We start from the raw sequence: 19236 nt of genomic DNA, 5'->3' as shown, positions 1-19236 counted from the left end.
GGGGTCTATGCGGGTTCTGCTGCTGGGAGGGACGACCGAGGGCGCGGCGCTCGCCCGCGCCCTGGCCGGGGATGCGCGTTTTCAGGCGACCCTGTCGCTGGCCGGCGTCACCCGGTCGCCGCGCCCGCAGCCCTTGCCGACCCGCATCGGCGGCTTCGGCGGGGTCGAGGGTCTTGTCCGCTATCTGCACGAGGCGGGCATCGAAGCGCTGCTGGATGCCACGCATCCCTTCGCCGCGCAGATGACCCGCCACGCCGCGGCGGCGGCGCAGGCGACGGCCACGCCGCTGCTGCGCCTCGACCGCCCGGCCTGGTGCGCGCAGCCCGGCGACGACTGGCGGGAATACGCGGACATGCCGGCCCTCGTGGAATCCCTGGGCGAGACGCCAAAAAGAATCTTCCTGACCATCGGCCGCAAGGAGCTGGCGCCGTTCCGGGCCGCGCCCTGGCACCACTACGTCATCCGCAGCGTCGACCCGCCGCCGCCCGAGCTGCTGCCGCCCGACGCCACCCTGGTCACCGCGACCGGCCCCTTCGCGCTCGACGACGAGCTGGCCCTGCTGCGCGACCACCGCATCGACCTGCTCGCCACCAAGAATTCCGGCGGCGCGGCGACGGCCGCCAAGCTGGAGGCCGCGCGGCGCCTCGGCCTGCCGCTGCGGCTGCTGGCGCGTCCCGCCCGGCCAGCGGGCCTGGCCGTGGTGGGCGACGTCGCGGGCGCGCTGGCCTGGCTTCACGGCCTGGCCGAGCGCGGCGCGTAGAGCCAGGGCCGCGCGCCCGCGCCGCGCGCGATCAGCCGGCTGGCGGCGCTGCCCACCATCACCAGGGTGCGCATGTCGGCGTTTTCTGCATTGGCCTCGGCCAGCGTCGTCAGCAGCAGCTTTTCCTCCGGCCGCGACACCGCGGTGGCGAAGGCGACCGGCGCCGTCCCCGGCAGGATCTTTTTCAAAAGCTCGAAGGCGCGCCCGAGCTGCCAGGGGCGTGCTTTCGAGATCGGGTTGTACAGCGCGATGACGAAGCCCGCCCCGGCCGCCGCCGCCAGCCGCTGTTCCACCAGCTCCCAGGGCTTCAAATTGTCCGACAGGGAAATCGCGCAGAAATCATGGCCGAGCGGCGCGCCCAGCCGGGCGGCGGCGGCGAACATCGCGGAAATGCCGGGCAGCACGGCGATGTCGAGCGACCGCCATTCCGCAGGTCCGGCCTCCACCGCTTCGAAGATGGCGCTGGCCATGGCGAAGACGCCGGCATCGCCGGAGGAGACGACCGCGACCTTCGCCCCTTCCTCGGCCAGGAACAGCGCGTGGCGGGCGCGGTCCAGTTCCTGGCGGTTGTCGGTCTCGTGCCGGCGCTGGCCGGGGCGCGGCTTCACCCGGCCGACATAGGGGCCGTAGCCGAGGATATCGGTGGCCTCGGCCAGCGCCGCCTCGGCCTCCGGCGTGCGCAGCCCCGCCGCGCCGGGGCCCAGGCCGATGACGCGCAGCCAGCCGCTCATCGCACGCCCCGCCGGCCGGGGATCAGCACCAGGGAGAAATAGGGGGCGGGGCTGTCGTCGCGCGCGGCCAGCGGCAGGATGATCTCGTCTTCCATGGTGCCGCGCTCGGCATAGACGGCGCCCTCGCCACGGCCGCTGGCCGCCAGGGCGGCACGCAGCTTCGGCAGGTTGCGGCCGAGCTTCATCACCACCGCCGCGTCGCAACGCCGCAGCGCCGCGGTCAGTTCGTCGAGCGGCATCGTCGCCGGCAGCACCGACAGGGAATCATCGCCATGCACCATCGGCACCCCGGCGCGCGACCAGCAGCCGGCCATGGCGGTGATGCCCGGCGTCACCTCCACCCGGTGCGCGGCCCGCAGCCGGTCGAACAGATACATCGCCGAGCCGTAGAGGAAGGGATCGCCCTCGCAGAGCAGCGCCACATCCTGGCCGGCGGCCAGCCGGGTCGCCACCGTCGCGGCGCAGCCGTCGTAGAAGCGCGCCATCCCCTCGGCATAGCGCGGGTCGTCCACGGAAAGGTCGGTGGTGAAGGGGTAGTCGAAGCGCAGCTCCTCGGCCGCCGGGTTCAGGTGCGGCGCGGCGATGCGGCGCGCATGGCCGAGGCGGCCGCGCTTGGCGAAGAAGGCGTAAGTCCCGGTCGCGCCCAGCAGGCGCGCGGCGCGCAGCGTCACCAGCTCCGGATCGCCCGGGCCGACGCCCAGGATATGCAGCGTGCCGCTCATTCCTTCTCCTGCGCCAGGGCGTTGATGGCGGCCACCGCCATGGCGCTGCCGCCCAGCCGGCCTTCGACGATCATCCAGGGGATGCGGTTGTCCTCGGCCAGGGCCTGTTTGGATTCGGCCGCGCCGACGAAGCCGACCGGCACCCCGATGACGGCGGCCGGCGGCGGCGCCCCCGCATCGAGCAGCTCCAGCAGGTGGAACAGCGCGGTCGGCGCATTGCCGATGGCCACCACCGCGCCACCCATCCTGTCGCCCCAGAGATCCATGGCGGCGGCGGAGCGGGTATTGCCGATTTCCCTGGCGCGTTCCGGCACCCCCGGCGCGTCCAGCGTGCAGAGAATCTCGTTGGTGGCGGGCAGGCGCGGGCGGGTGATGCCCTGGGCCACCATCTTGGCGTCGCAGAGGATCGGCGCGCCGCGCCGCAGCGCCGCCTCGGCCGCCGCGACGAAGCCCGGGTGGAAGCGGATGTGGCGCGCCACCTCGACCTGGCCGCAGGCATGGATGACGCGGACCGCGACCCGCGCCTCGGCCGGGGTGAAGGAGGAAAGCTCGGCCTCCGCCCGGATGGTGGCGAAGGACTTCTCGTAGATGGCCGCGCCGTCGCGGATGTAGTCGTAGCTCATCGCTGGTCCAGCTCCGCCGCCGCCTCGGCCAGGGTCAATCCCTGGCGTAGCGGCGGGTCGCCGGCGCGGCCCTGGCGGACCAGCGCATAGCGCCCCGCCTGGCCGACCAGCACCGCCGCGGCAGCCGCGGGATGGGCGCAGCCTTTGGCGCAACCCGAGAGATGCAGCAAGCCCGGCGGCGGCTGCCAGCCCTGGGCCATCAGGGTTTCGGCATCGCGCCGCGTCGCCGCCTCGCCGCTGGCGCAGCCGTCGAGGCCGGGGCAGGCCACCACCCGCCGCCATGGATTCTGTTCGGTTGTGATCCAGGGTGGGGGCAGGGCGATGGCCTCGGGATTGGACACCCCGGCGATCAGCAGCGAGCGGGTGGGGGCGACGCGGATCCAGCCATCGCCATGCCGTTCGGCGAGCGCCGCCAGGGTGACGAGATCGGCCGGCGCCAGCACGCCGAAGCGGGGCGCCATGCCGAAGGCCTGCTCCAGCGGCCCCAGCAGGGCGCGCGGCGGGCCGGGCGGGGCGGCGTCGGGGCAGGGCGTCATCCCGGCGGCGGCCAGCAGGAAGCCGGCGCCCTGCGCCGCCACCGCGTCGCGCATCCGCTTGTGGCCGGTGGCGGCGAAGTTCCGGACCAGCGCCGCGACGCTGGCCGGCGTGGCGGGGGCGGCGGCATCGCCGGACTGCAGCCGGCAGACGGCGCCATCCCCCAGCGTCACGCGGATATCCGAATCAGGCCCGGGCTGGTCCGGCCTGTCCAGCGCGATGCCGAACTTCGCCGCCAGGCCGGTGGCCCCCCGCAGCAGGGCTTCCAGCACGGCGATCCAGCCGCGATCGTCGAAGGGCAGCGGCGGGGTGCAGAGGTTGCGCCGCCCCTCCTCCGCCGGATCGGGCCAGGCGAGGCCGGCGGCCAGCAGCGCCTGCGCCACCGGCTCCAGCTGATCCGCGGCGAGGCCGCGCAGCTGCAGATTGCCGCGGTTGGTCAGCTCGATCGCGCCCGGCGCCAGCGCCGCGATGCCGCGCGCCTGCGCCGCCGAGAGGCGGGCGGAGAACGGTCGGACCCGCAGCAGATGCCCGTCGCCCGACAGCATCGGCGCGAAGAGGCTGGGGCACCAGCCCTTCACCGCGCTCATCCGTCCAGGCTTTCGGCGACATCGTTGCGGCGCGGATGCCAGAGCCCGCGGTCGCGGGCTTCCGAAAAACGCTTCCGCAGCGCCGCCAGGGCCGCGGGGTTCTCGCGGGCCAGGAAGTCGCGGGTCTCGGCATCGCCCAGTGTGGCGCTGAACAGCAGGTCGAACTGCCGGTCGAAGCGCTGGCCCAGCGTCGCGGCGAAACCATGCAGCGCCTCGATCGAGCGGGCGATCTCGGCGGCGCCGCGATAGCCGTGCCGCCGCATCCCGGCGATCCAGGCCGGGTTGGCGGCGCGGCCGCGGATGGTGCGGGCGATTTCTTCTTCCACGCGCCGCAGCTTCGGCCGGTCCGGCGTCGCCGTGTCGGCGTGGTAGAGCACCGGGGAACCCCCCAGCAGCGCCGCGGCGGCGGCGAAGCCCCCCGCATGGGCGGCGTAGTCGGGGCTCTCGAGCAGATCGATCTCGGCATGGTCCTGGGCATGCAGGAAGGCATCGGCGGCGGCGACGCGCGCCGCCAGCGCCTCGGGGGCGGCGGTCTCCAGCCCCTTGCCGAAGGCGGTGGCGGAGCCTTCCAGCCAGGCGCGGCCCAGCGCGGCGCGGTCGTCCCAGCGGCCGCTGGCCAGCCGGTCCTCCAGCCCGGTGCCGTAGCTGCCGGGGGCGGCGCCGAAGATGCGGGCGGTGGCCAGGCGCTGGGCGGCGCCCTGCAGCCCGCGCGCCGCCTCGGCCAGCGGGTTCCATTCGGCGGATTCGTCGCGCGCGGCGATGGCGCGGACAGCCTCATCGAACAGAGAGATCTGCGCCGCGAAGGCATCGCGGAACAGGCCGGAAATGCGCAGCGTCACGTCGATGCGCGGCCGGTCGAGCTCGGCCAGTGGCAGGATCTCGATGCCGGTGACGCGGCCGGAGGCCTCGTCCCAGACCGGCTTGGCGCCGAGCAGCAGCAGGGCGAGCGCCAGTTCCTCGCCGCCTGTGCGCAAACTCGCGCTGCCCCAGAGGTCGATCACCATGCGCCGCGGCCAGTCGCCCTGCTCCTGCCGGTGGCGGCGCAGCAGCTCCTCGGCGGCCTTGCCGGCCAGCACCAGGGCGGCCCGGGTCGGCACGCCGCGCGGGTCGATGGCGAAGAGATTCCTTCCCGTCGGCAGCACATCGGCGCGGCCGCGGCTGGGGGCGCCGGCCGGGCCGGGGGCGACGAAGCGGCCATCGAGGCCCGCCAGGACGGCATCGCGCTCGGCCGCCGGGCTGGCGGACAGGGCGGCACGGTCGAAGCCCGGCGCGCCGGCGGCGATGGTCTGTTCCAGCAGCGCGGCACGGTCGGGATCAGGGGCGCGGCCGAAGACATGCAGCCCGTCGCGGATCTGCATCTCCTTCACGTCGCAGAGCCAGGCATCCAGCCGGGCCAGCGTCTCCTCCTCCGGCAGGTCGCGCGGGATGTTTCCTTCGTCCAGCAGCCCGGCGGCAGCGGCGCGCTCCAGGATGTCGCGGCGGAGCAGGGCAGTGCGGCGGCGGTCGAGGCCGTCGGCGGCGGCATAATCGTCGATCAGCCGCTCCAGCTCGGAGGCCGCGCCATGGTGGCCGGCGGCGCGCAGCGGCGGCGTCAGATGGCCGATGGTCACCGCGCCCAGCCGGCGCTTGGCCATGGCGGCCTCGCCCGGATTGTTGACGATGAAGGGATAGAGCATCGGCAGCCCGCCCAGCAGCGCCTGCGGCGCGCAGCTTTCCGACAGCGCCGCCGCCTTGCCGGGCAGCCATTCCAGCGTGCCATGGGTGCCGAGATGGACCAGCGCATCGGCCTGGCCGCGCAGCCAGAGATAGAAGGCGATGAAGCCATGGCGCGGCGGCGTGTCGGGATCGTGGTAGCCGGCGCTGCGGTCCAGCGCGCTGCCGCGATCCGGCTGCACCGCGATGACCGTTTTTCCCATTCGCAGATGCCGCTGGACGAATGTCTCTCCGTGCAGCGCAGGATCGCCGGCCGGTAGGCCCCAGGCGGCGGTGACCGCCTCGCGCAGCGGCGCCGGCAGTGCCGCGAATTTCCGTTCGTAGTCGGCCAGCGACAGGAAGGGCGCCGGCGCGGCCTCCGTCAGCGGCTTCGCCAGGCTTGCGGGCAGCGGCGCCCCGCCGAGATCGTAGCCGGCCTCGCGCAGATCGCCGAGCAGCGCCGACAGGCTGGCGAAGGAATCGAGGCCGACGGCATGGCCGGCCTGCCCGCCCACCGCCGGATAGTCGGACAGCAGCACCGCGACGCGCCGCTCGCCGCGCGGCAGCCCGGCCAGCCGCGCCCAGCCCAGCGCCCGCTCGGCGGCGAGCGCCACGCCCCCTTCATCCGGCTGCGACCGCTGGGGAAGATAGCCGAGGCCCTCGATCGCGGCGGCGGGGGCCTTGAAGCCGATGGCGCCGGTCAGCAGCCGGCCATCCAGCTCCGGCAGCACCACCTGCATCGCCAGGTCGGTCTGCGACAGCCCGCGGCTCGAGCCCTGCCAGAGGTCGCGCGGCGAGGAGGACAGCAGCAATTGCAGCACCGGCGCCCCGGCGGCCTCCAGCGGCGAGACGCCGTCCTGGCGGGCGGCGAAGCCGGTGGCGTTCAGCACCACGCGCGGCTGCCAGGCGGCCAGGCGATCCGACACCAGGCCAGCGCCGGAGGGCTCCTTCAGGCTGGCCACGAACAGGCCGCGCACCCGCAGCCCGCGCGCCCGCAGCGCCGCCGCCAGCGCCAGCACCGGCGCGATGTCGCCGGCCAGCAGATGCGAGCGGTAGAACAGGATCACCGCGTTGGGGGCGGCCTCCTCGGCGCCGAGCCCGTGCTCGCCGGCCAGCGGCAGCGGGGCCGGTGTGGCGCCGTCATCCGGGCCGAGCCCCGCCGCATGCCGCGCGAGGCGCAGCGCCGCCGCGACATTCTCCGGGCCGCCGGCCGAGAACAGCCCGTCCAGCCGCGCCAGGATCGCCTCCGGCATGGTGGACAGGGCAGCAAGCCGGGGATCGGCGCGGCCGTCGCCGGGCAGCAGGGCGAGCGGGATGCCCTCGCGCCGGGCCAGAGCAGAAACTTCCTCGGCGCCGTAGCGCCAGTAGTCGAGGCCGCCCAGCAGCCGCACCACGAGGCAGCGGCTTTCTGCCAGGGTCGCCTCGGCATAGAGGTCGACCGACATGGGATGCGCCAGCTGCGCCAGATTGGCCAGGCGCAGGCTCGGCCGCGGGACGGCAAGGCCCTGCCAGGCGACGGCGGCCGCGCCCAGATCGCTGTCGGCAAAAGACAGGAAGATGAGGTCGGCCGGGGCCTGGCCGAGCTCGACCACGCCCTCGACCTCGTCCAGCCCCCGCCGCTCGCGAACCACCAGATGCATTTTTCTGTCCTGGCCGCCCGCCTCGATGGGCGGGCGGACGTCGTGCCAGCTTAGCCTAGAATCATCTTGGCGATGGCCTCGCGGTCCATATGGGTCTCGCCGATGACCACCAGATGGCCTTCGCGGTTGTCGACCCAGTCGGTGTCGTAGCTGTGGCGGAAGCGGCGGCCGACGCCCTGCACCGCCAGCCGCGCCTTCTTGCCGGCGATCCGGACGAAGCCCTTCAGGCGCAGGATGTCATGCGCCTCGGCCGCCGCCTGCAGGCGGGCCATCAGCGCCTCGGGGGAGGGGAACTCCGGCATCACCAGCAGCATGGAATCGAAATCGTCATGCTCGTGCGCGCCATCCTCGGCATCGTGGTGCGAGGGGCGGGCGGCCAGGTCGTCCTCGGCGGCGGCGTTGAGGCCGAGCAGCACCGCCGGCTCCAGCGCGCCTTCGCGCGTCGCCACCACCTTCACCGCGCGCGGCAGCCGGGCGGCGATCTCCTGGCGCAGCGCCGCCAGCGCCGCCGCATCCAGCAGGTCGGCCTTGTTCACCACCACCAGGTCGGCGGCATTGATCTGGTCCTCATAGACCTCGGCCAGCGGGTTGTCGTGGTCGAGCGAGGGGTCCTCGGCGCGCTGCGCCGCCACCGCCTCCGGGTCGTCGGCGAAGCGGCCCTCGGCCACCGCCGGGCCGTCGACCACGGTGACCACCCCGTCGACGGTGACGCGGGAGCGGATGCCGGGCCAGTTGAAGGCCTTGATCAGCGGCTTCGGCAGGGCCAGGCCCGAGGTCTCGATCAGGATGTGCTCGGGCGGGTTCGGCCGCTCGATCAGCGCCTGCATGGTGGGCAGGAAGTCGTCGGCGACGGTGCAGCAGAGGCAGCCATTCGCCAGCTCGACGATGTTCTCCTCCTCGCAGCCGGGGATGCCGCAATTCTTCAGCGTGTCGCCGTCGATGCCGAGGCTGCCGAACTCGTTGACGATGATGGCGATGCGGCGGCCGCCGGCATGCTGCATCAGGTGGCGCACCAGGGTGGTCTTCCCGGCGCCGAGGAAGCCGGTGACGATGGTGGCCGGGATCTTCTGCAGGTCGCTCATGCGGCGGTGTCCTTGGCGGGGGGTTCGGTCAGGTCGGGCAGCCGCGCGATCACCGCGCCGCGCAGCGATTCGGGCCGGCGGGAGGGCAGCAGCGCCCCGCTGGCATGCGCGGCATAGGCGGCGGCATAGGTCAGCAGGTCGTCCACCTGGTCCTGGCCGAGCCCGCCCAGCAGATAGGTCCACTTGCCCGGCGCGGCGATGGCGGCGGTGCAGCCGCGGCTGCAGGCGGCCATGCAGGCGACGCCGCGCAGCGCCAGCGGCGGCGCGGGATGCGCGCCCAGCGCCTCGGCCAGGGCGTCGTGCAGCAGCCGGCCGGGCGGCGTCTGGCCCTCGGCCAGGGTCTGGCCGGCGCGGCAGCTGGTGCAGACGGTGAGGACAGGGAGGGCGGTCAGGACGGGGAGGTCAGCCATGCGCGGCACCGCCGCGCAGCACGGACCGAAGGATCAGACGTCCCGCCAGCTGTTCGGCTGGTCGGGCCGCTGGCAGCCCAGCGGGGGCATGTTGGCGCCCGGAAAGCTGGCGCGCAGCCTGCCGCAGCCCCAGCCGCGCAGCGGCGCCGGCATGTAGCCGTTCAGCGCCGTGCCCACCTCGTCGTAGGGGCTGCTGCTGTTGGTCACATAGGCATACCAGCGCCCGCCGCCGGCCAGCAGCAGGGCGGCCAGCAGCACCGCCGCGAATCGTATGGTCCCGCCCATGCGGAATCCCCCCGCCAAAGCCGACCCGCGCGCCCGGTCCCCTCACGACCTCGTGCGCAGGCCACATCGCCGGCGCTAACGCCAAGCCCCGGCTGCGGGTTGCAGGGCCGCGATTCCGGCGGACCGGCGGGGCGGAGCGGGCAGGAAGGAGCGGCGGGACGTCGCGCATCGGGCACCTGTCGCGGCGGCCCGCAGGGGACCGCATGAGGTGCATCGACCGCCCGGGCCATGACGAGCCGGGTCGACATGCCGGGATTCGCTCCCGGCATCCCGCTGCCGTCCCGAGGCACCCCGCCCGGTGGCACGATCCGCTGGCGATGGCAGGTCTCCTGGCTCACGGATCGAACGCGCCGGGCCGGCCTTCCCAGGGAAACCCCCAGTGGCATGTCGGCCAGGCGCTCTCCGCACACAGTTGCGGGGGCAGCCGCGGATTGCAGAGCCGCCCTGGCGGGCCACCCCGGGAACCGCGTTCCCTTTTCACCTTCCCTTCGGAAGGACCATCGATCCTGTCCTAGGCGGCGGCGCGCCCGGGTGTCAAACGCGCCGCCCGGCCGCCGGCGGGCGGGCCTCCGCCAAAGATCCGTCTAGGAAATGGTTAACAATTCTTCGCCTATGGTCCGCCCGGCAGATCAAAGACGACGCGAAAGCATCCCAGGCAGATGTCCAGAAAAAAAGTGACCCCGACCGGTCGGGAAGCCCCGCTGGGCGAGGAAGAACTGATCGTCACCAAGACGGACCCCAAGGGCCGCATCCTCTACGCCAACGACGTCTTTATGCGTGTTTCCAAATATACGCCGCGGGAAGTGATCGGGGCGCCGCACAGCCTGGTGCGCCACCCCGACATGCCGCGCTGCGTCTTCAAGCTGTTCTGGGACACGCTGCTGAAGGGCGAGGAATTTTTCGGCTACGTGCTGAACCTGGCGGCGGATGGCGACCACTACTGGGTCTTCGCCCATGCGACGCCGACCCGCGACGCCCGTGGCACCGTCATCGGCTACCATTCCAACCGCCGCAGGCCGGACCCGGCGCAGGTGGCCCGCATCCAGCCGATCTACCAGCAGCTGCTGCGCGCCGAGGCCGCGAGCCCCGACCGCAAGCAGGGCATGCAGCAGGGCGGCACGGCGCTGCAGCAGCTCCTGGCCCAGCAGGGGGTGAGCTATGAACGCTTCGTCTTTTCTCTCTGATCCCCGGCTGCCGCTGGGCGCGACCGCGCTCGGCGCCGGCGCGACCCTGGCCGGCCTGACCCTGGGCGAGGGCGGCTGGGTGGCGCTCGCCCCCGCGCTCGCCACGCTCGCCGCCACCGGCTGGACCGGCCTCGCGCTGGCGCGCCAGCAGGCGGCCATGCTGCGCGCCGCCGCGGTCTGCGAGGCGGCCGCCCTGGGCGAGCTCGAGGCGCGGGTGCTGGAGCTGCGCGCACCGGGCCCGCTGGGCCGGCTGCAGGGCGCGGTGAACGCCATGCTGGACATCACCGACGCCTTCGTCCGCGAATCCGCCGGCGCCATGCGCGCGGCCACCTCCGGCCGCTACTACCGCAAGGTGCTGCTGCGCGGCCTGCCGGGCAGCTTCCGCACCGCCGCGCGCGACCTGAATGCCGGCGCCGGGCTGATGGAGGCCAAGGCGGCCGAGTTCGGCACCTTCGCCGACGGTTTCGAGCGCGGGGTCGGCGGCGTCATCGCCAATGTCGCGACGGCGGCGACCACGCTGCGCGGCAATGCCGAGGCGATGTCGGGCACCGCCGAGCAGACCAGCGCCCGCGCCGAGGCCGCCGCCGCCGCCACCCACCAGGCCGAGGCCAGCTCGCAGAACGTGGCGGTGGCCGCCCGCCAGCTCTCCTCCTCGGTGGCGGAGATCACCCGCCAGGTCGGCCGCGCCTCGCAGATCGCCCGCTCGGCGGTGGGCGCGGTGGAGCAGACCAATGGCACGGTGGCCGGGCTGAACGGCGCCGCCCAGCAGGTCGGCGAGGTGGTGCAGCTGATCAACGGCATCGCCGCGCAGACCAACCTGCTGGCGCTGAACGCCACGATTGAAGCCGCCCGTGCGGGCGAAGCGGGCAAGGGCTTCGCCGTGGTCGCCGGCGAGGTGAAGAGCCTGGCCAACCAGACGGCGCGCGCGACCGACCAGATCACCCAGCAGATCGGCGCCATGCAGCAGGCGCTGGCCGAGGCGATCGAGGCGATCAACAACATCGGCGCGACGGTGCGCGAGACCGACGAGGTCGCCACCGCCATCGCCGCCGCGGTGGAGCAGCAGAGCGCCGCCACCGCCGAGATCGCCCGCAGCGTCCAGCAATCGGCCGAGGGCACCGCGGAAGTGGCCCGCAACATCGAGGCGGTGCGGCTCGCCGCCAGCCAGACCGACCGGGCCGCGACGGAGATGCGCGACTCGGCGGTGGGGCTGTCGGGGGAGGCCGAGCGCCTCAGCGCCGAGGTGGGCGTGTTCATGGGGCAGGCGCGCAAGGCGGTCTGAAGGCCAGGGGAATGATTCCCCGGGATTTTTCTGTTCTGTTGGCCGTTTGGCCGGCAGCACCTCACCCCAGGCGACACCATGGCGTCCCGGCGGGGCGCCATGGCGCATCCTCGAAGGTTGCGCTGCGACCGGGCCGTTTCGCCCCTCGTCGCCACCTGGACACGGCAGTCACCGCAGAAAAAAGAAGGGGGTCCAGGGGGAATTCGTTCCCCCTGGCCTTCCGCTTGCCTTTGCGACCTTCTACCCCGGCCGCATGGCTTTCACCCTGATCCTCGGCGGCGCCCGTTCCGGAAAGTCCCGCCATGCGGAGGCGCTGCTGGCGCGGCATCCGGCCCCCTGGGCCTATATCGCCACCGCCGAGGCCTGGGACGGTGAGATGCGCGAGCGCATCGCGCAGCACCAGGCGCGGCGGGATGCGCGCTGGGCGACGATCGGCGCGCCGCTGGACCTGCCGGGCGCCCTGGAGCAGGCGGCGGACCGGCCGGCGCTGGTGGATTGCCTGACGCTCTGGCTGACCAACCTGATGCTGGGCGAGCATGACGTCGCCGCCGCGACCGCCGCCCTGGAGGCGGCGCTGGACCGCCGCGCCGCGCCCACCGTGCTGGTGGCCAACGAGGTGGGGCTGGGCATCGTGCCCGACAACAAGCTGGCCCGCGCCTTCCGCGACCAGGCCGGGCTGCTGAACCAGCGGCTGGCGGCCCGGGCGGCGCAGGTGCATTTCGTGGCGGCCGGCTTGCCGCTGGTGATGAAGGGGGAAGCATGACCGAGGAGGCCGACCGCCATCGCGACAAGATGGCGAAGCGCAAGGCCGTGCAGGATGCCGAGGTCGCGTCCAAGACGGTCGAGAAGGGCCTGCTGATGGTCCATACCGGCGCCGGCAAGGGCAAGTCGACCGCCGCCTTCGGCCTGGCGCTGCGCATGCTGGGGCGCGGCCGCCGGGTCGGCGTGGTGCAGTTCATCAAGGGCGCCTGGAGCACCGGCGAGCGGCCGCTGCTGGAGGCCATGCCGGGCCTCGAATGGCACAGCATGGGCGAGGGCTTCACCTGGGAGACCCAGGACCGCGCGCGCGACGTCGCCGCCTGCCGCCGCGCCTGGGACAAGGCGATGGCTCTGAAGGCCGAGGCGGGGCTTGGCCTGCTGGTGCTGGACGAGCTCTGCATCGCGCTGCGCTACGACTACCTGCCTTTGCAGGAGGTGATCGACGGGCTGATGGACCGGCCGCCGATGCTGCATGTCGTGGTCACCGGCCGCAACGCGCCGACGGCGCTGATGGAGGCGGCCGACCTGGTCACCGAGATGCTGCCGCGCAAGCACCATTTCGCCGCCGGGGTGAAGGCGCAGGAAGGCATCGAGTTCTGACCATGCGCGGCGCGGCGCTGATGTTCCAGGGCACCGGCTCCTCGGTGGGGAAGTCGCTGCTGGTGGCCGGGCTGGCGCGCGCGCTGACCCGGCGCGGGCTGGTGGTGCGGCCGTTCAAGCCGCAGAACATGTCGAACAACGCCGCCGTCACCGCCGATGGCGGCGAGATCGGCCGCGCCCAGGCGCTGCAGGCGCGGGCTGCCGGCGTGGCGCCCAGCGTCCACATGAACCCGGTGCTGCTGAAGCCGCAGAGCGAGACCGGCAGCCAGGTGGTGGTGCAGGGCCGCGTGCATGCGACGGCCCGCGCCCGCGACTACCAGGCGATGAAGCCGTCGCTGATGCCCTTCGTGCTGGAGAGTTTTTCCCGGCTCCAGGCGGAGGCCGACATCGTCCTGGTGGAGGGCGCCGGCAGTGCGTCGGAGGTCAACCTCCGTGCCGGCGACATCGCCAATATGGGCTTTGCCCGGGCGACGGGGACGCCGGTGGTGCTGGTCGGTGATATCGACCGCGGCGGGGTGATCGCCGCGCTGGTGGGGACGAAGCATGTCGTCGCGCCCGAGGATGCCGCGCTGATCCGTGGCTTCATCGTCAACCGGATGCGCGGCGATGCCAGCCTGTTCGCGGAGGGCATGGCGACCATCGCCCAGGCCACCGGCTGGCTCGATTGCGGGCTGGTGCCCTTCTTCGACGCCGCCCGCCGCCTGCCGGCCGAGGACGCGCAGGACCTGCTGGACCATCTGCCACGGCGGGCGGGGGGTGGTTGCCGCATCGCCGTCCCCCTGCTGCCGCGAATCGCCAATTTCGACGACCTCGACCCGCTGGCCGCCGAGCCGGGCGTCGAGCTGATCATGCTGCGCCCCGGCATGCCGCTGCCGGGTGATACCGACCTGGTGATCCTGCCGGGCTCCAAGGCCACCATCGCCGACCTGGCGGCGCTGCGGGCCGAGGGCTGGGATATCGACATCCTGGCGCATCACCGCCGTGGCGGCCGGATCCTGGGCATCTGCGGCGGCTACCAGATGCTCGGCACCCGCATCGACGACCCGGAGGGCGCCGAGGGGCCGCCGGGCAGCGTCCCCGGCCTCGGCCTGCTGCAGGTCGAGACGGTGCTGGCCGGCCGGAAGCAGCTCTCCCCGGCGCGCGGGCAGAGCCTCGCCGACAATCTGCCCTTCGCCGGCTACGAGATGCATATCGGCCGCACCACCGGCCCCGACACGGCCCGCCCGCTGCTGCGCCTCGAGGATGGCCGGCTGGATGGCGCGGGTTCGGCCGATGGCCGGGTCGCCGGCACCTATGTCCACGGCTTCTTCGCCGATGACGCCCAGCGCGCCGCCTGGCTGGCGCGACTCGGCGCCCGTGCTGCCCCGCGCCGGCACGAGGCGGAGATCGAGGCCACCCTCGATGCCCTGGCCGCGCACTTCGAGCAGCATCTGAAGATCGACTCGCTGCTGGCTCTTTCCAAAGCGAGATGACGGTTGCGGGAGCAGCAAACTGCGAGCCCCGCCGCGGCGTTTCTCCATCAGCGCAACCCGATGGACCCCCGGCCATGACCCTGCTGATGCAAAGCCTGAAGAACCTGGCGCGCCCCGAAAGCCTCGCCGAGCGCACCGCCCGCCTCTACCGCGAGGAGCGCCTCCGCGGCGGGGCGCCCCGGCTGGTGCAATGCCTGCGGCTGGCGAAGGAAGGGCGGTAGCTGGGCCAGGGAACGGCCCCTGGCTGACCGGCGCTTCCCCCGGAGCGTCGCGAAAGCCTGAAGGCAGAACATGACAACAGCGCGCCCCTGCAGGTCGCGCTGTCGACTGGCCATTTCGCCTGCCGTCGCCACCTGGACACGGCAGTCATCTCAGAAGAAAGAAGGGGGTCTGGGGGAATTCATTCCCCCAGCCTGTTCCTGCCTTCAGGCAGCCACCGCCGCCGAGCGGCTCTCGAACCCGATCGCCTCGAACTCGCCAAAGATGTGATCCGCCCAGCAGGCGATGTCGCAGTCGTGGACGGCCTTCTCCATCGCCTGCATGCGGGCGGCGGCCTCGGCGGCGGGCATGTCCAGCGCCTCGTCCAGCGCGCGGTCCAGATTGCGCTTGGAGTAAGGGTTGGTCAGCACCGCCTGCGGCAGCTCCACCGCGCAGCCGGCGAATTCCGACAGGATCAGCGAGCCGGGGCTGCCGCGCTTGGCGGCGACGAATTCCTTGGCTACCAGGTTCAGCCCGTCGCGCAGCGGCGTGGTCAGGCAGATATCGGCGACGTTGTAGTAGGACAGCAGGGTCTCGAAGGGGATCGAGTTGCTGAACAGCACCACCGGCGTCCAGTCCAGCTTGGAGAAGCGGCCGTTGATGCGGCCGGCCAGCGCCTCGATGTCGCGCTGGGTGTCCTCGTAGACCTTCATCTGCGCCGCGGCGCGCACCGAGGTCGCCACCAGCTTCACCTCGCCGATCAGCGCGGGGCGGCGTTCCAGCAGGCGCTCGAAGCCCTGCAGCGCCTCGATCATCCCCTTGGTGTAGTCGGTGCGGCCGACCGCCATGATCATGCGGCGGCCGGACAGCCCCTCGCGGATCTCCTGCTGCTGGGCGCGGCTCGCAGGGCGCTCGACGACGCTGCCGATCAGCGCGGCATCGGTGCCGACGGGGGCGCTGTCCAGGCGGATGCGGCGGCCGCCCTGGCGCAGCAGCGTCGGCATGTCCGGCTCGGACAGGGCCTGGCCGGGGGCGGCGAAGGCCGGGTCGACGGGCCGGGTCTCGGCGATCTCGGCGCCGGCGAGGGCGCGCGCCAGCTCGGCGAAGTTGCGGGCGTAGCGCGGGATGTGGAAGCCGACCAGGTCGCAGGCCAGCAGGCTGTCCAGGATCTCGCGCCGCCAGGGCAGGATGTTGAAGACATCCGCCGCCGGGAAGGGCGTGTGGTGGAAGAAGGCGATGCGCGCCCGCGGCTTCAGCTGGCGCAGATAGGCCGGCACCAGCCAGAGATTGTAGTCATGCACCCAGATGACCGCGTCGTCCTCGGCCTGGGCCGCCGCCGCTTCCGCAAACTTGCGGTTCACTGCGCGGAAGGTATCCCAATCGGCGTTGTCGTAGTGGAACAGCGAGGGGAAGGAATGCAGCACCGGCCACAGCGCCTCCTTCGAGGTGACGTGGTAGAAGCTCTCGACCTCCTCCGCCGTCAGCCCGAGGCGGGAGACGGTGTAGCCGCCATTGACGTCGTCGATATGCACGGCGCGCTCGAAGCTCTCGCCGGGCCTGGCCAGCTTCCAGGCGACCCAGGCGCCGGCGCCCGGGGCGGTGCGGCGGAAGAAGGATTTCAGCGTCGGCACGATGCCGTTCGGGCTGCGGTTCGGGCGGAACACGGTCTGGCCGTTCTCCACCACCTCCTCATAGGGCTGGCGGTGATAGACGATGACCAGGGACGACTTGTTCGGGACGGCGTTGCTCATGCCACGGCCTCCGGCAGCAGGGAAAAATGACGGATGGCGTCGGCGATGCCGGCGGCGCCATCCGCGCGGGGGCGGTGGACCAGCCGCGCCTGGTCGGGCGGCAGGGCGTCCAGCGCGGCGAGCAGCCGCGGCTCGGCATTGCCGACGGCGACGCCCTTCAGCCCGGTCTGGAACAGCGACAGGTCGTTCATGGTGTCGCCGGCGGTCAGCACGCGGTCGGCCGGCAGGCCCAGGGCATGCACCAGCCGCAGCAGGGTCGGGCCCTTGGCGATGCCGCGCGGCAGCACGTCGAGATAGGTGTCGGCCGAGAGGACGCAGTCGAAGCCGGCCGCCTCGATGCGCGCGACGGTGCGTGGCTGCAGCTGCTCCGGGTCGTAGTAGTAGCTGACGCGGTGGCGGAAGGGGGTGGGCTGCGGGCGCAGCCCGGGCTCCGCCGACAGCATCTCCCGCACCCGGGCGCCGGCATCGTTCCAGCGTGAAACGATCTCGGCCTCCAGCGTCGGAATCGGCAGGAAAGTCTCGCCGTCGAAGACCGAGGTGCCGACATCGCCGATGATGTAGCGCGGCCGCGGCATGCCGGGGGTCTCGACCAGCTGGCGGATGAAGTCGCGGTCGCGGCCGGTGACGAAGATCAGCAGCACGTCGTCGCGGGCCTCGAGCTCCCGGTAGAGCGCGCGGCGCTCGGCCTCGCTGCCGCCCAGGAAGGTGCCGTCCAGGTCGGTGGCCAGCACCAGGTTCAGCGGGCCCTTCATGCGAAGACCCTTTCCTGGCGCGGCGCTTCCGTCGCCGGATGGGCGATGCTGGCGCGGTGCTCCAGGGCGCGCGGCTCGGCGCGCAGCGGGCCGGTCAGCAGGGCGGCGATGGCGCGCTCCACCGGCAGGCCGTGATGCACGACGCGGTCCACCGCCTCGCAGATCGGCATGGCGACGCCGCGCTTCTGGGCCAGCGCCAGGACGGAACGCGCATTCACCACGCCTTCCACCACCGCGCCGCGGGCGGTGTCCGGCGCGCGCCCGGCGCCGATCGCCTGGCCGAAGGAGAAGTTCCGCGATTTCGTCGAGGAGCAGGTCAGGATCACGTCGCCGGCGCCCGACAGGCCCAGCACCGTCTCGGCGCGGCCGCCGAGCGCCACCGACAGCCGGCTGATCTCGGCCAGGCCCCGCGCCAGCAGGGCGGCGCGCGGATTCGCGCCCATGCCGCGCCCGTCGATGATGCCAGAGGCCACGGCGAGGACATTCTTCACCGCGCCGCTGACCTCGACGCCGACCGGGTCGTCGGAGAGATAGGGGCGGAAATGCCGGCTGGCGAAGGTCACCGCGATGCGCGCGGCCGGATGGCCCTCGGCGAAGATCCCGTCCGGCCCGGCGGGGGCGGCGATGGTGACGGCGGTCGGCTGATCCTCGGCGACTTCCGCAGCGAAGGAGGGGCCGGACAGCACCGCCTGCGGCCGGCCCGGCATCTCCTCGGCGATGACCTGGGTCATCAGCGCGCCGGTATCGGCCTCGATCCCCTTGGCGCAGAGGGTGACGGGGACGCCTTCGGGCAGCAGCGCCTCGACCCGGGTGGCGATGCCGCGCAGATGCTGCGAGGGCACCACCAGCACGGCGAGCTCGGCGCCGCGCAGCGCGGCCGCCAGGTCGGTGGTGGCGGCGATCGACTCGGGCAGGCGGTGGCCGGGCAGGAAGGGGTTGTGGCGGGTGCGGGCGATCTGCGCCGCCGCCTCGGCCTCGCGCAGCCAGAGGCTGGTGCGGCGCCCGGCGCGTTCGGCGGCCAGGGCCAGGGCGGTGCCCCAGGCGCCGCCGCCGATGATGGCGACACGGCCATAGGGGGCGGGTTCGTGGAAGTCGGCATTCGGGGTGGCGGATCCGGTGTGGCGCACGGAAGGGCCCTCCGTCTTTGGCGGCCGCGGGCCGCTGGATTCAGGTGATGGGCGGCAGGAGGCCGCGGCGGATATGCTCGCTGAAGGTTATGGAGGGGCTAAGCTGCGTTGCTGCGCCGCAAAATTCAAGTCCAGAATGTGACCGAAATGCGGCAAGAAAAGTATATTTCTCTCTATGCTTCATGAAGAATAATCAGTTTTTCCGATTTCTTGATGGCATATATTCAGGGATGCTGGCGGAAGAAAAAACGATTGTCGCGGGGATTTTCGGCTCCGCTGTGCCGGCCGCGCCTGGCCGGGGGTGGACCTGGGCCGGAATCGCGTGGGCATCGCGCCTCAGGCGAAAGCGGGGCGCTTCGGGACGGCGCCGTTCAACCCGGCGTCAGCCTGGCCGTAGCAAGCAATGGCGAAGAAAAAATCTCAGCGGGCGGTGGCGAAGACCTGGCCAACGGCTTCCGCCATCTCGGCGGCCATGCGGCCGGCACGGCCGGCATCGGCCTGCGACAGGCTGTTCACCCGCACCTTCACCAGATGCCCCGATTGCAGCGCGACGCAGAGCCCGTCGGCACTGGCCCGACCCTGCTGCGGCTGCAGCGTGAAGCTGGTGCAGCGCAGCCCCGGCGCGGCCTCGGCCAGGGCCGGGGTGGCGGCGGGCGGCAGCGCCTGGGCGGTGACGGCGCGGTAGCGGCCGGTGCCGGCCAGCGCCTCGGTCTCGGCGCTGGCGCGCTGCAGCGCCTCCTCCGGCGTGCCGCTGTCCTCGCTGGCATAGACCATGACCGAGACCAGGATGCGCTCGCCATCGGCGGGGGCGTAGCGCACCGCGCTGCCCTGGCGCAGCGACTCCGCCTCGCCCATGCGGCGATAGCCCAGCAGCTCGGCCGGCAGGCGGCGGGCCAGGCGCTCGGTGGCGCTGGGGGCGGGGCCGCTGTCGGTGCGGCCGTCGATTCGACTGTCGATCCCCTGGGCATCCGCCAGGACCTGGGCCGCGGCGCCGGCGGGCAGCAGCGGCAGGAGCGACAGCAGGGCGACGGCGCGGCGCATCGCG

The 19236-nt window shown here is 72.9% G+C and carries 19 protein-coding genes and 1 riboswitch; of the genes, 7 read left to right on the top strand and 12 right to left on the bottom strand.

The genetic code is table 11. The annotated features are described in order from the left end of the window. Nucleotides 1-7 precede the first annotated feature (7 nt). Complete coding sequence (locus tag WFI16_RS22205; RefSeq protein WP_419900040.1) at nt 8-760, top strand: cobalt-precorrin-6A reductase; 753 nt, start codon at nt 8-10, stop codon at nt 758-760. Here WFI16_RS22205 and cobJ read toward each other — a convergent pair. The 8 genes from cobJ to WFI16_RS22165 are packed head-to-tail and all read right to left on the bottom strand — an operon-like array spanning nt 733 to nt 9066. Then, the gene (gene cobJ / locus WFI16_RS22200; RefSeq protein WP_419900039.1) at nt 733-1491 is read right to left on the bottom strand and encodes a precorrin-3B C(17)-methyltransferase; all 759 of its coding nucleotides are present in this window, start codon (nt 1489-1491) and stop codon (nt 733-735) included. The genes WFI16_RS22205 and cobJ overlap by 28 nt on opposite strands. Beyond that, nucleotides 1488-2213, bottom strand: a complete 726-nt coding sequence (locus tag WFI16_RS22195; RefSeq protein ID WP_419900038.1) for a precorrin-2 C(20)-methyltransferase — start codon at nt 2211-2213, stop codon at nt 1488-1490. The genes cobJ and WFI16_RS22195 overlap by 4 nt, the downstream gene beginning before the upstream one ends. After that, nucleotides 2210-2836, bottom strand: coding sequence for a precorrin-8X methylmutase (locus WFI16_RS22190; protein WP_419900037.1), 627 nt, complete (start codon nt 2834-2836; stop codon nt 2210-2212). The genes WFI16_RS22195 and WFI16_RS22190 overlap by 4 nt, the downstream gene beginning before the upstream one ends. Then, nucleotides 2833-3957: a hypothetical protein gene (locus WFI16_RS22185; RefSeq protein WP_419900036.1), complete on the bottom strand. Its 1125-nt coding sequence runs from the start codon at nt 3955-3957 to the stop codon at nt 2833-2835. The genes WFI16_RS22190 and WFI16_RS22185 overlap by 4 nt, the downstream gene beginning before the upstream one ends. Then, on the bottom strand, nt 3954-7289 hold the full coding sequence (cobN, locus tag WFI16_RS22180) for a cobaltochelatase subunit CobN (protein ID WP_419900035.1): 3336 nt from the start codon (nt 7287-7289) through the stop codon (nt 3954-3956). Before cobN ends, WFI16_RS22185 begins: the two co-directional genes overlap by 4 nt. A gap of 50 nt (nt 7290-7339) precedes the next feature. Next, nucleotides 7340-8371, bottom strand: a complete 1032-nt coding sequence (cobW, locus tag WFI16_RS22175; protein ID WP_419900034.1) for a cobalamin biosynthesis protein CobW — start codon at nt 8369-8371, stop codon at nt 7340-7342. Continuing rightward, nucleotides 8368-8781 carry a DUF1636 domain-containing protein gene (locus tag WFI16_RS22170; protein WP_419900033.1) on the bottom strand — a complete coding sequence of 138 codons (414 nt, stop codon included), beginning with the start codon at nt 8779-8781 and terminating at the stop codon, nt 8368-8370. The genes cobW and WFI16_RS22170 overlap by 4 nt, the downstream gene beginning before the upstream one ends. A gap of 33 nt (nt 8782-8814) precedes the next feature. Continuing rightward, nucleotides 8815-9066, bottom strand: a complete 252-nt coding sequence (locus WFI16_RS22165; protein ID WP_419900032.1) for a hypothetical protein — start codon at nt 9064-9066, stop codon at nt 8815-8817. Nucleotides 9067-9368: 302 nt separating this feature from the next. After that, nucleotides 9369-9583, bottom strand: a riboswitch (cobalamin riboswitch). A gap of 157 nt (nt 9584-9740) precedes the next feature. Between WFI16_RS22165 and WFI16_RS22160 the strand changes: the two genes are divergently transcribed. From WFI16_RS22160 to WFI16_RS22135, 6 genes are all read left to right on the top strand, one after another. Further along, nucleotides 9741-10250, top strand: a complete 510-nt coding sequence (locus tag WFI16_RS22160; RefSeq protein WP_419900031.1) for a PAS domain-containing protein — start codon at nt 9741-9743, stop codon at nt 10248-10250. Then, nucleotides 10225-11532, top strand: coding sequence for a methyl-accepting chemotaxis protein (locus WFI16_RS22155; RefSeq protein WP_419900030.1), 1308 nt, complete (start codon nt 10225-10227; stop codon nt 11530-11532). Before WFI16_RS22160 ends, WFI16_RS22155 begins: the two co-directional genes overlap by 26 nt. A gap of 253 nt (nt 11533-11785) precedes the next feature. Next, a complete protein-coding gene (cobU, locus tag WFI16_RS22150) occupies nt 11786-12295 on the top strand; it encodes a bifunctional adenosylcobinamide kinase/adenosylcobinamide-phosphate guanylyltransferase (RefSeq protein WP_419900029.1) in 510 nt (169 codons plus the stop codon). Next, nucleotides 12292-12891: a cob(I)yrinic acid a,c-diamide adenosyltransferase gene (gene cobO / locus WFI16_RS22145; RefSeq protein WP_419900028.1), complete on the top strand. Its 600-nt coding sequence runs from the start codon at nt 12292-12294 to the stop codon at nt 12889-12891. The genes cobU and cobO overlap by 4 nt, the downstream gene beginning before the upstream one ends. A 2-nt stretch (nt 12892-12893) precedes the next feature. Beyond that, nucleotides 12894-14363: a cobyric acid synthase gene (locus WFI16_RS22140; RefSeq protein ID WP_419900027.1), complete on the top strand. Its 1470-nt coding sequence runs from the start codon at nt 12894-12896 to the stop codon at nt 14361-14363. A 74-nt stretch (nt 14364-14437) separates the two neighbouring features. Next, nucleotides 14438-14584, top strand: coding sequence for a hypothetical protein (locus WFI16_RS22135; RefSeq protein WP_419900026.1), 147 nt, complete (start codon nt 14438-14440; stop codon nt 14582-14584). A 204-nt stretch (nt 14585-14788) separates the two neighbouring features. Here the strand turns inward: WFI16_RS22135 and ggpS are convergent, their stop codons facing one another. From ggpS to WFI16_RS22115, 4 genes are all read right to left on the bottom strand, one after another. Further along, nucleotides 14789-16312, bottom strand: a complete 1524-nt coding sequence (gene ggpS, locus WFI16_RS22130; RefSeq protein WP_419900025.1) for a glucosylglycerol-phosphate synthase — start codon at nt 16310-16312, stop codon at nt 14789-14791. Further along, nucleotides 16309-17064, bottom strand: a complete 756-nt coding sequence (locus tag WFI16_RS22125; RefSeq protein WP_419900024.1) for an HAD-IIB family hydrolase — start codon at nt 17062-17064, stop codon at nt 16309-16311. The genes ggpS and WFI16_RS22125 overlap by 4 nt, the downstream gene beginning before the upstream one ends. Continuing rightward, nucleotides 17061-18191, bottom strand: a complete 1131-nt coding sequence (locus WFI16_RS22120; RefSeq protein WP_442970723.1) for an NAD(P)H-dependent glycerol-3-phosphate dehydrogenase — start codon at nt 18189-18191, stop codon at nt 17061-17063. The genes WFI16_RS22125 and WFI16_RS22120 overlap by 4 nt, the downstream gene beginning before the upstream one ends. 420 nt (nt 18192-18611) lie before the next feature. Beyond that, nucleotides 18612-19232 carry a hypothetical protein gene (locus tag WFI16_RS22115; RefSeq protein ID WP_419900023.1) on the bottom strand — a complete coding sequence of 207 codons (621 nt, stop codon included), beginning with the start codon at nt 19230-19232 and terminating at the stop codon, nt 18612-18614. Nucleotides 19233-19236: the final 4 nt, after the last annotated feature.

Source organism: Roseomonas sp. USHLN139, assembly GCF_037145735.1.
Lineage (GTDB): Bacteria > Pseudomonadota > Alphaproteobacteria > Acetobacterales > Acetobacteraceae > Pseudoroseomonas.
Note: the sequence above shows the minus strand (reverse complement) of the source record. Positions and strands in the feature narration are given on the sequence as shown.

Bases quoted from the DNA above. Each gene is read 5' to 3' on its own strand.
- WFI16_RS22125 (WP_419900024.1), bottom strand. From the start codon at position 17,064: ATGAAGGGCCCGCTGAACCTGGTGCTGGCCACCGACCTGGACGGCACC.
- WFI16_RS22165 (WP_419900032.1), bottom strand. From the start codon at position 9,066: ATGGGCGGGACCATACGATTCGCGGCGGTGCTGCTGGCCGCCCTGCTG.
- WFI16_RS22190 (WP_419900037.1), bottom strand. From the start codon at position 2,836: ATGAGCTACGACTACATCCGCGACGGCGCGGCCATCTACGAGAAGTCC.
- cobJ (WP_419900039.1), bottom strand. From the start codon at position 1,491: ATGAGCGGCTGGCTGCGCGTCATCGGCCTGGGCCCCGGCGCGGCGGGG.
- WFI16_RS22115 (WP_419900023.1), bottom strand. From the start codon at position 19,232: ATGCGCCGCGCCGTCGCCCTGCTGTCGCTCCTGCCGCTGCTGCCCGCC.
- ggpS (WP_419900025.1), bottom strand. From the start codon at position 16,312: ATGAGCAACGCCGTCCCGAACAAGTCGTCCCTGGTCATCGTCTATCAC.
- WFI16_RS22155 (WP_419900030.1), top strand. From the start codon at position 10,225: ATGAACGCTTCGTCTTTTCTCTCTGATCCCCGGCTGCCGCTGGGCGCG.
- WFI16_RS22205 (WP_419900040.1), top strand. From the start codon at position 8: ATGCGGGTTCTGCTGCTGGGAGGGACGACCGAGGGCGCGGCGCTCGCC.
- WFI16_RS22195 (WP_419900038.1), bottom strand. From the start codon at position 2,213: ATGAGCGGCACGCTGCATATCCTGGGCGTCGGCCCGGGCGATCCGGAG.
- WFI16_RS22135 (WP_419900026.1), top strand. From the start codon at position 14,438: ATGACCCTGCTGATGCAAAGCCTGAAGAACCTGGCGCGCCCCGAAAGC.
- cobN (WP_419900035.1), bottom strand. From the start codon at position 7,289: ATGCATCTGGTGGTTCGCGAGCGGCGGGGGCTGGACGAGGTCGAGGGC.
- cobW (WP_419900034.1), bottom strand. From the start codon at position 8,371: ATGAGCGACCTGCAGAAGATCCCGGCCACCATCGTCACCGGCTTCCTC.
- WFI16_RS22140 (WP_419900027.1), top strand. From the start codon at position 12,894: ATGCGCGGCGCGGCGCTGATGTTCCAGGGCACCGGCTCCTCGGTGGGG.
- WFI16_RS22170 (WP_419900033.1), bottom strand. From the start codon at position 8,781: ATGGCTGACCTCCCCGTCCTGACCGCCCTCCCTGTCCTCACCGTCTGC.
- WFI16_RS22185 (WP_419900036.1), bottom strand. From the start codon at position 3,957: ATGAGCGCGGTGAAGGGCTGGTGCCCCAGCCTCTTCGCGCCGATGCTG.
- cobU (WP_419900029.1), top strand. From the start codon at position 11,786: ATGGCTTTCACCCTGATCCTCGGCGGCGCCCGTTCCGGAAAGTCCCGC.
- cobO (WP_419900028.1), top strand. From the start codon at position 12,292: ATGACCGAGGAGGCCGACCGCCATCGCGACAAGATGGCGAAGCGCAAG.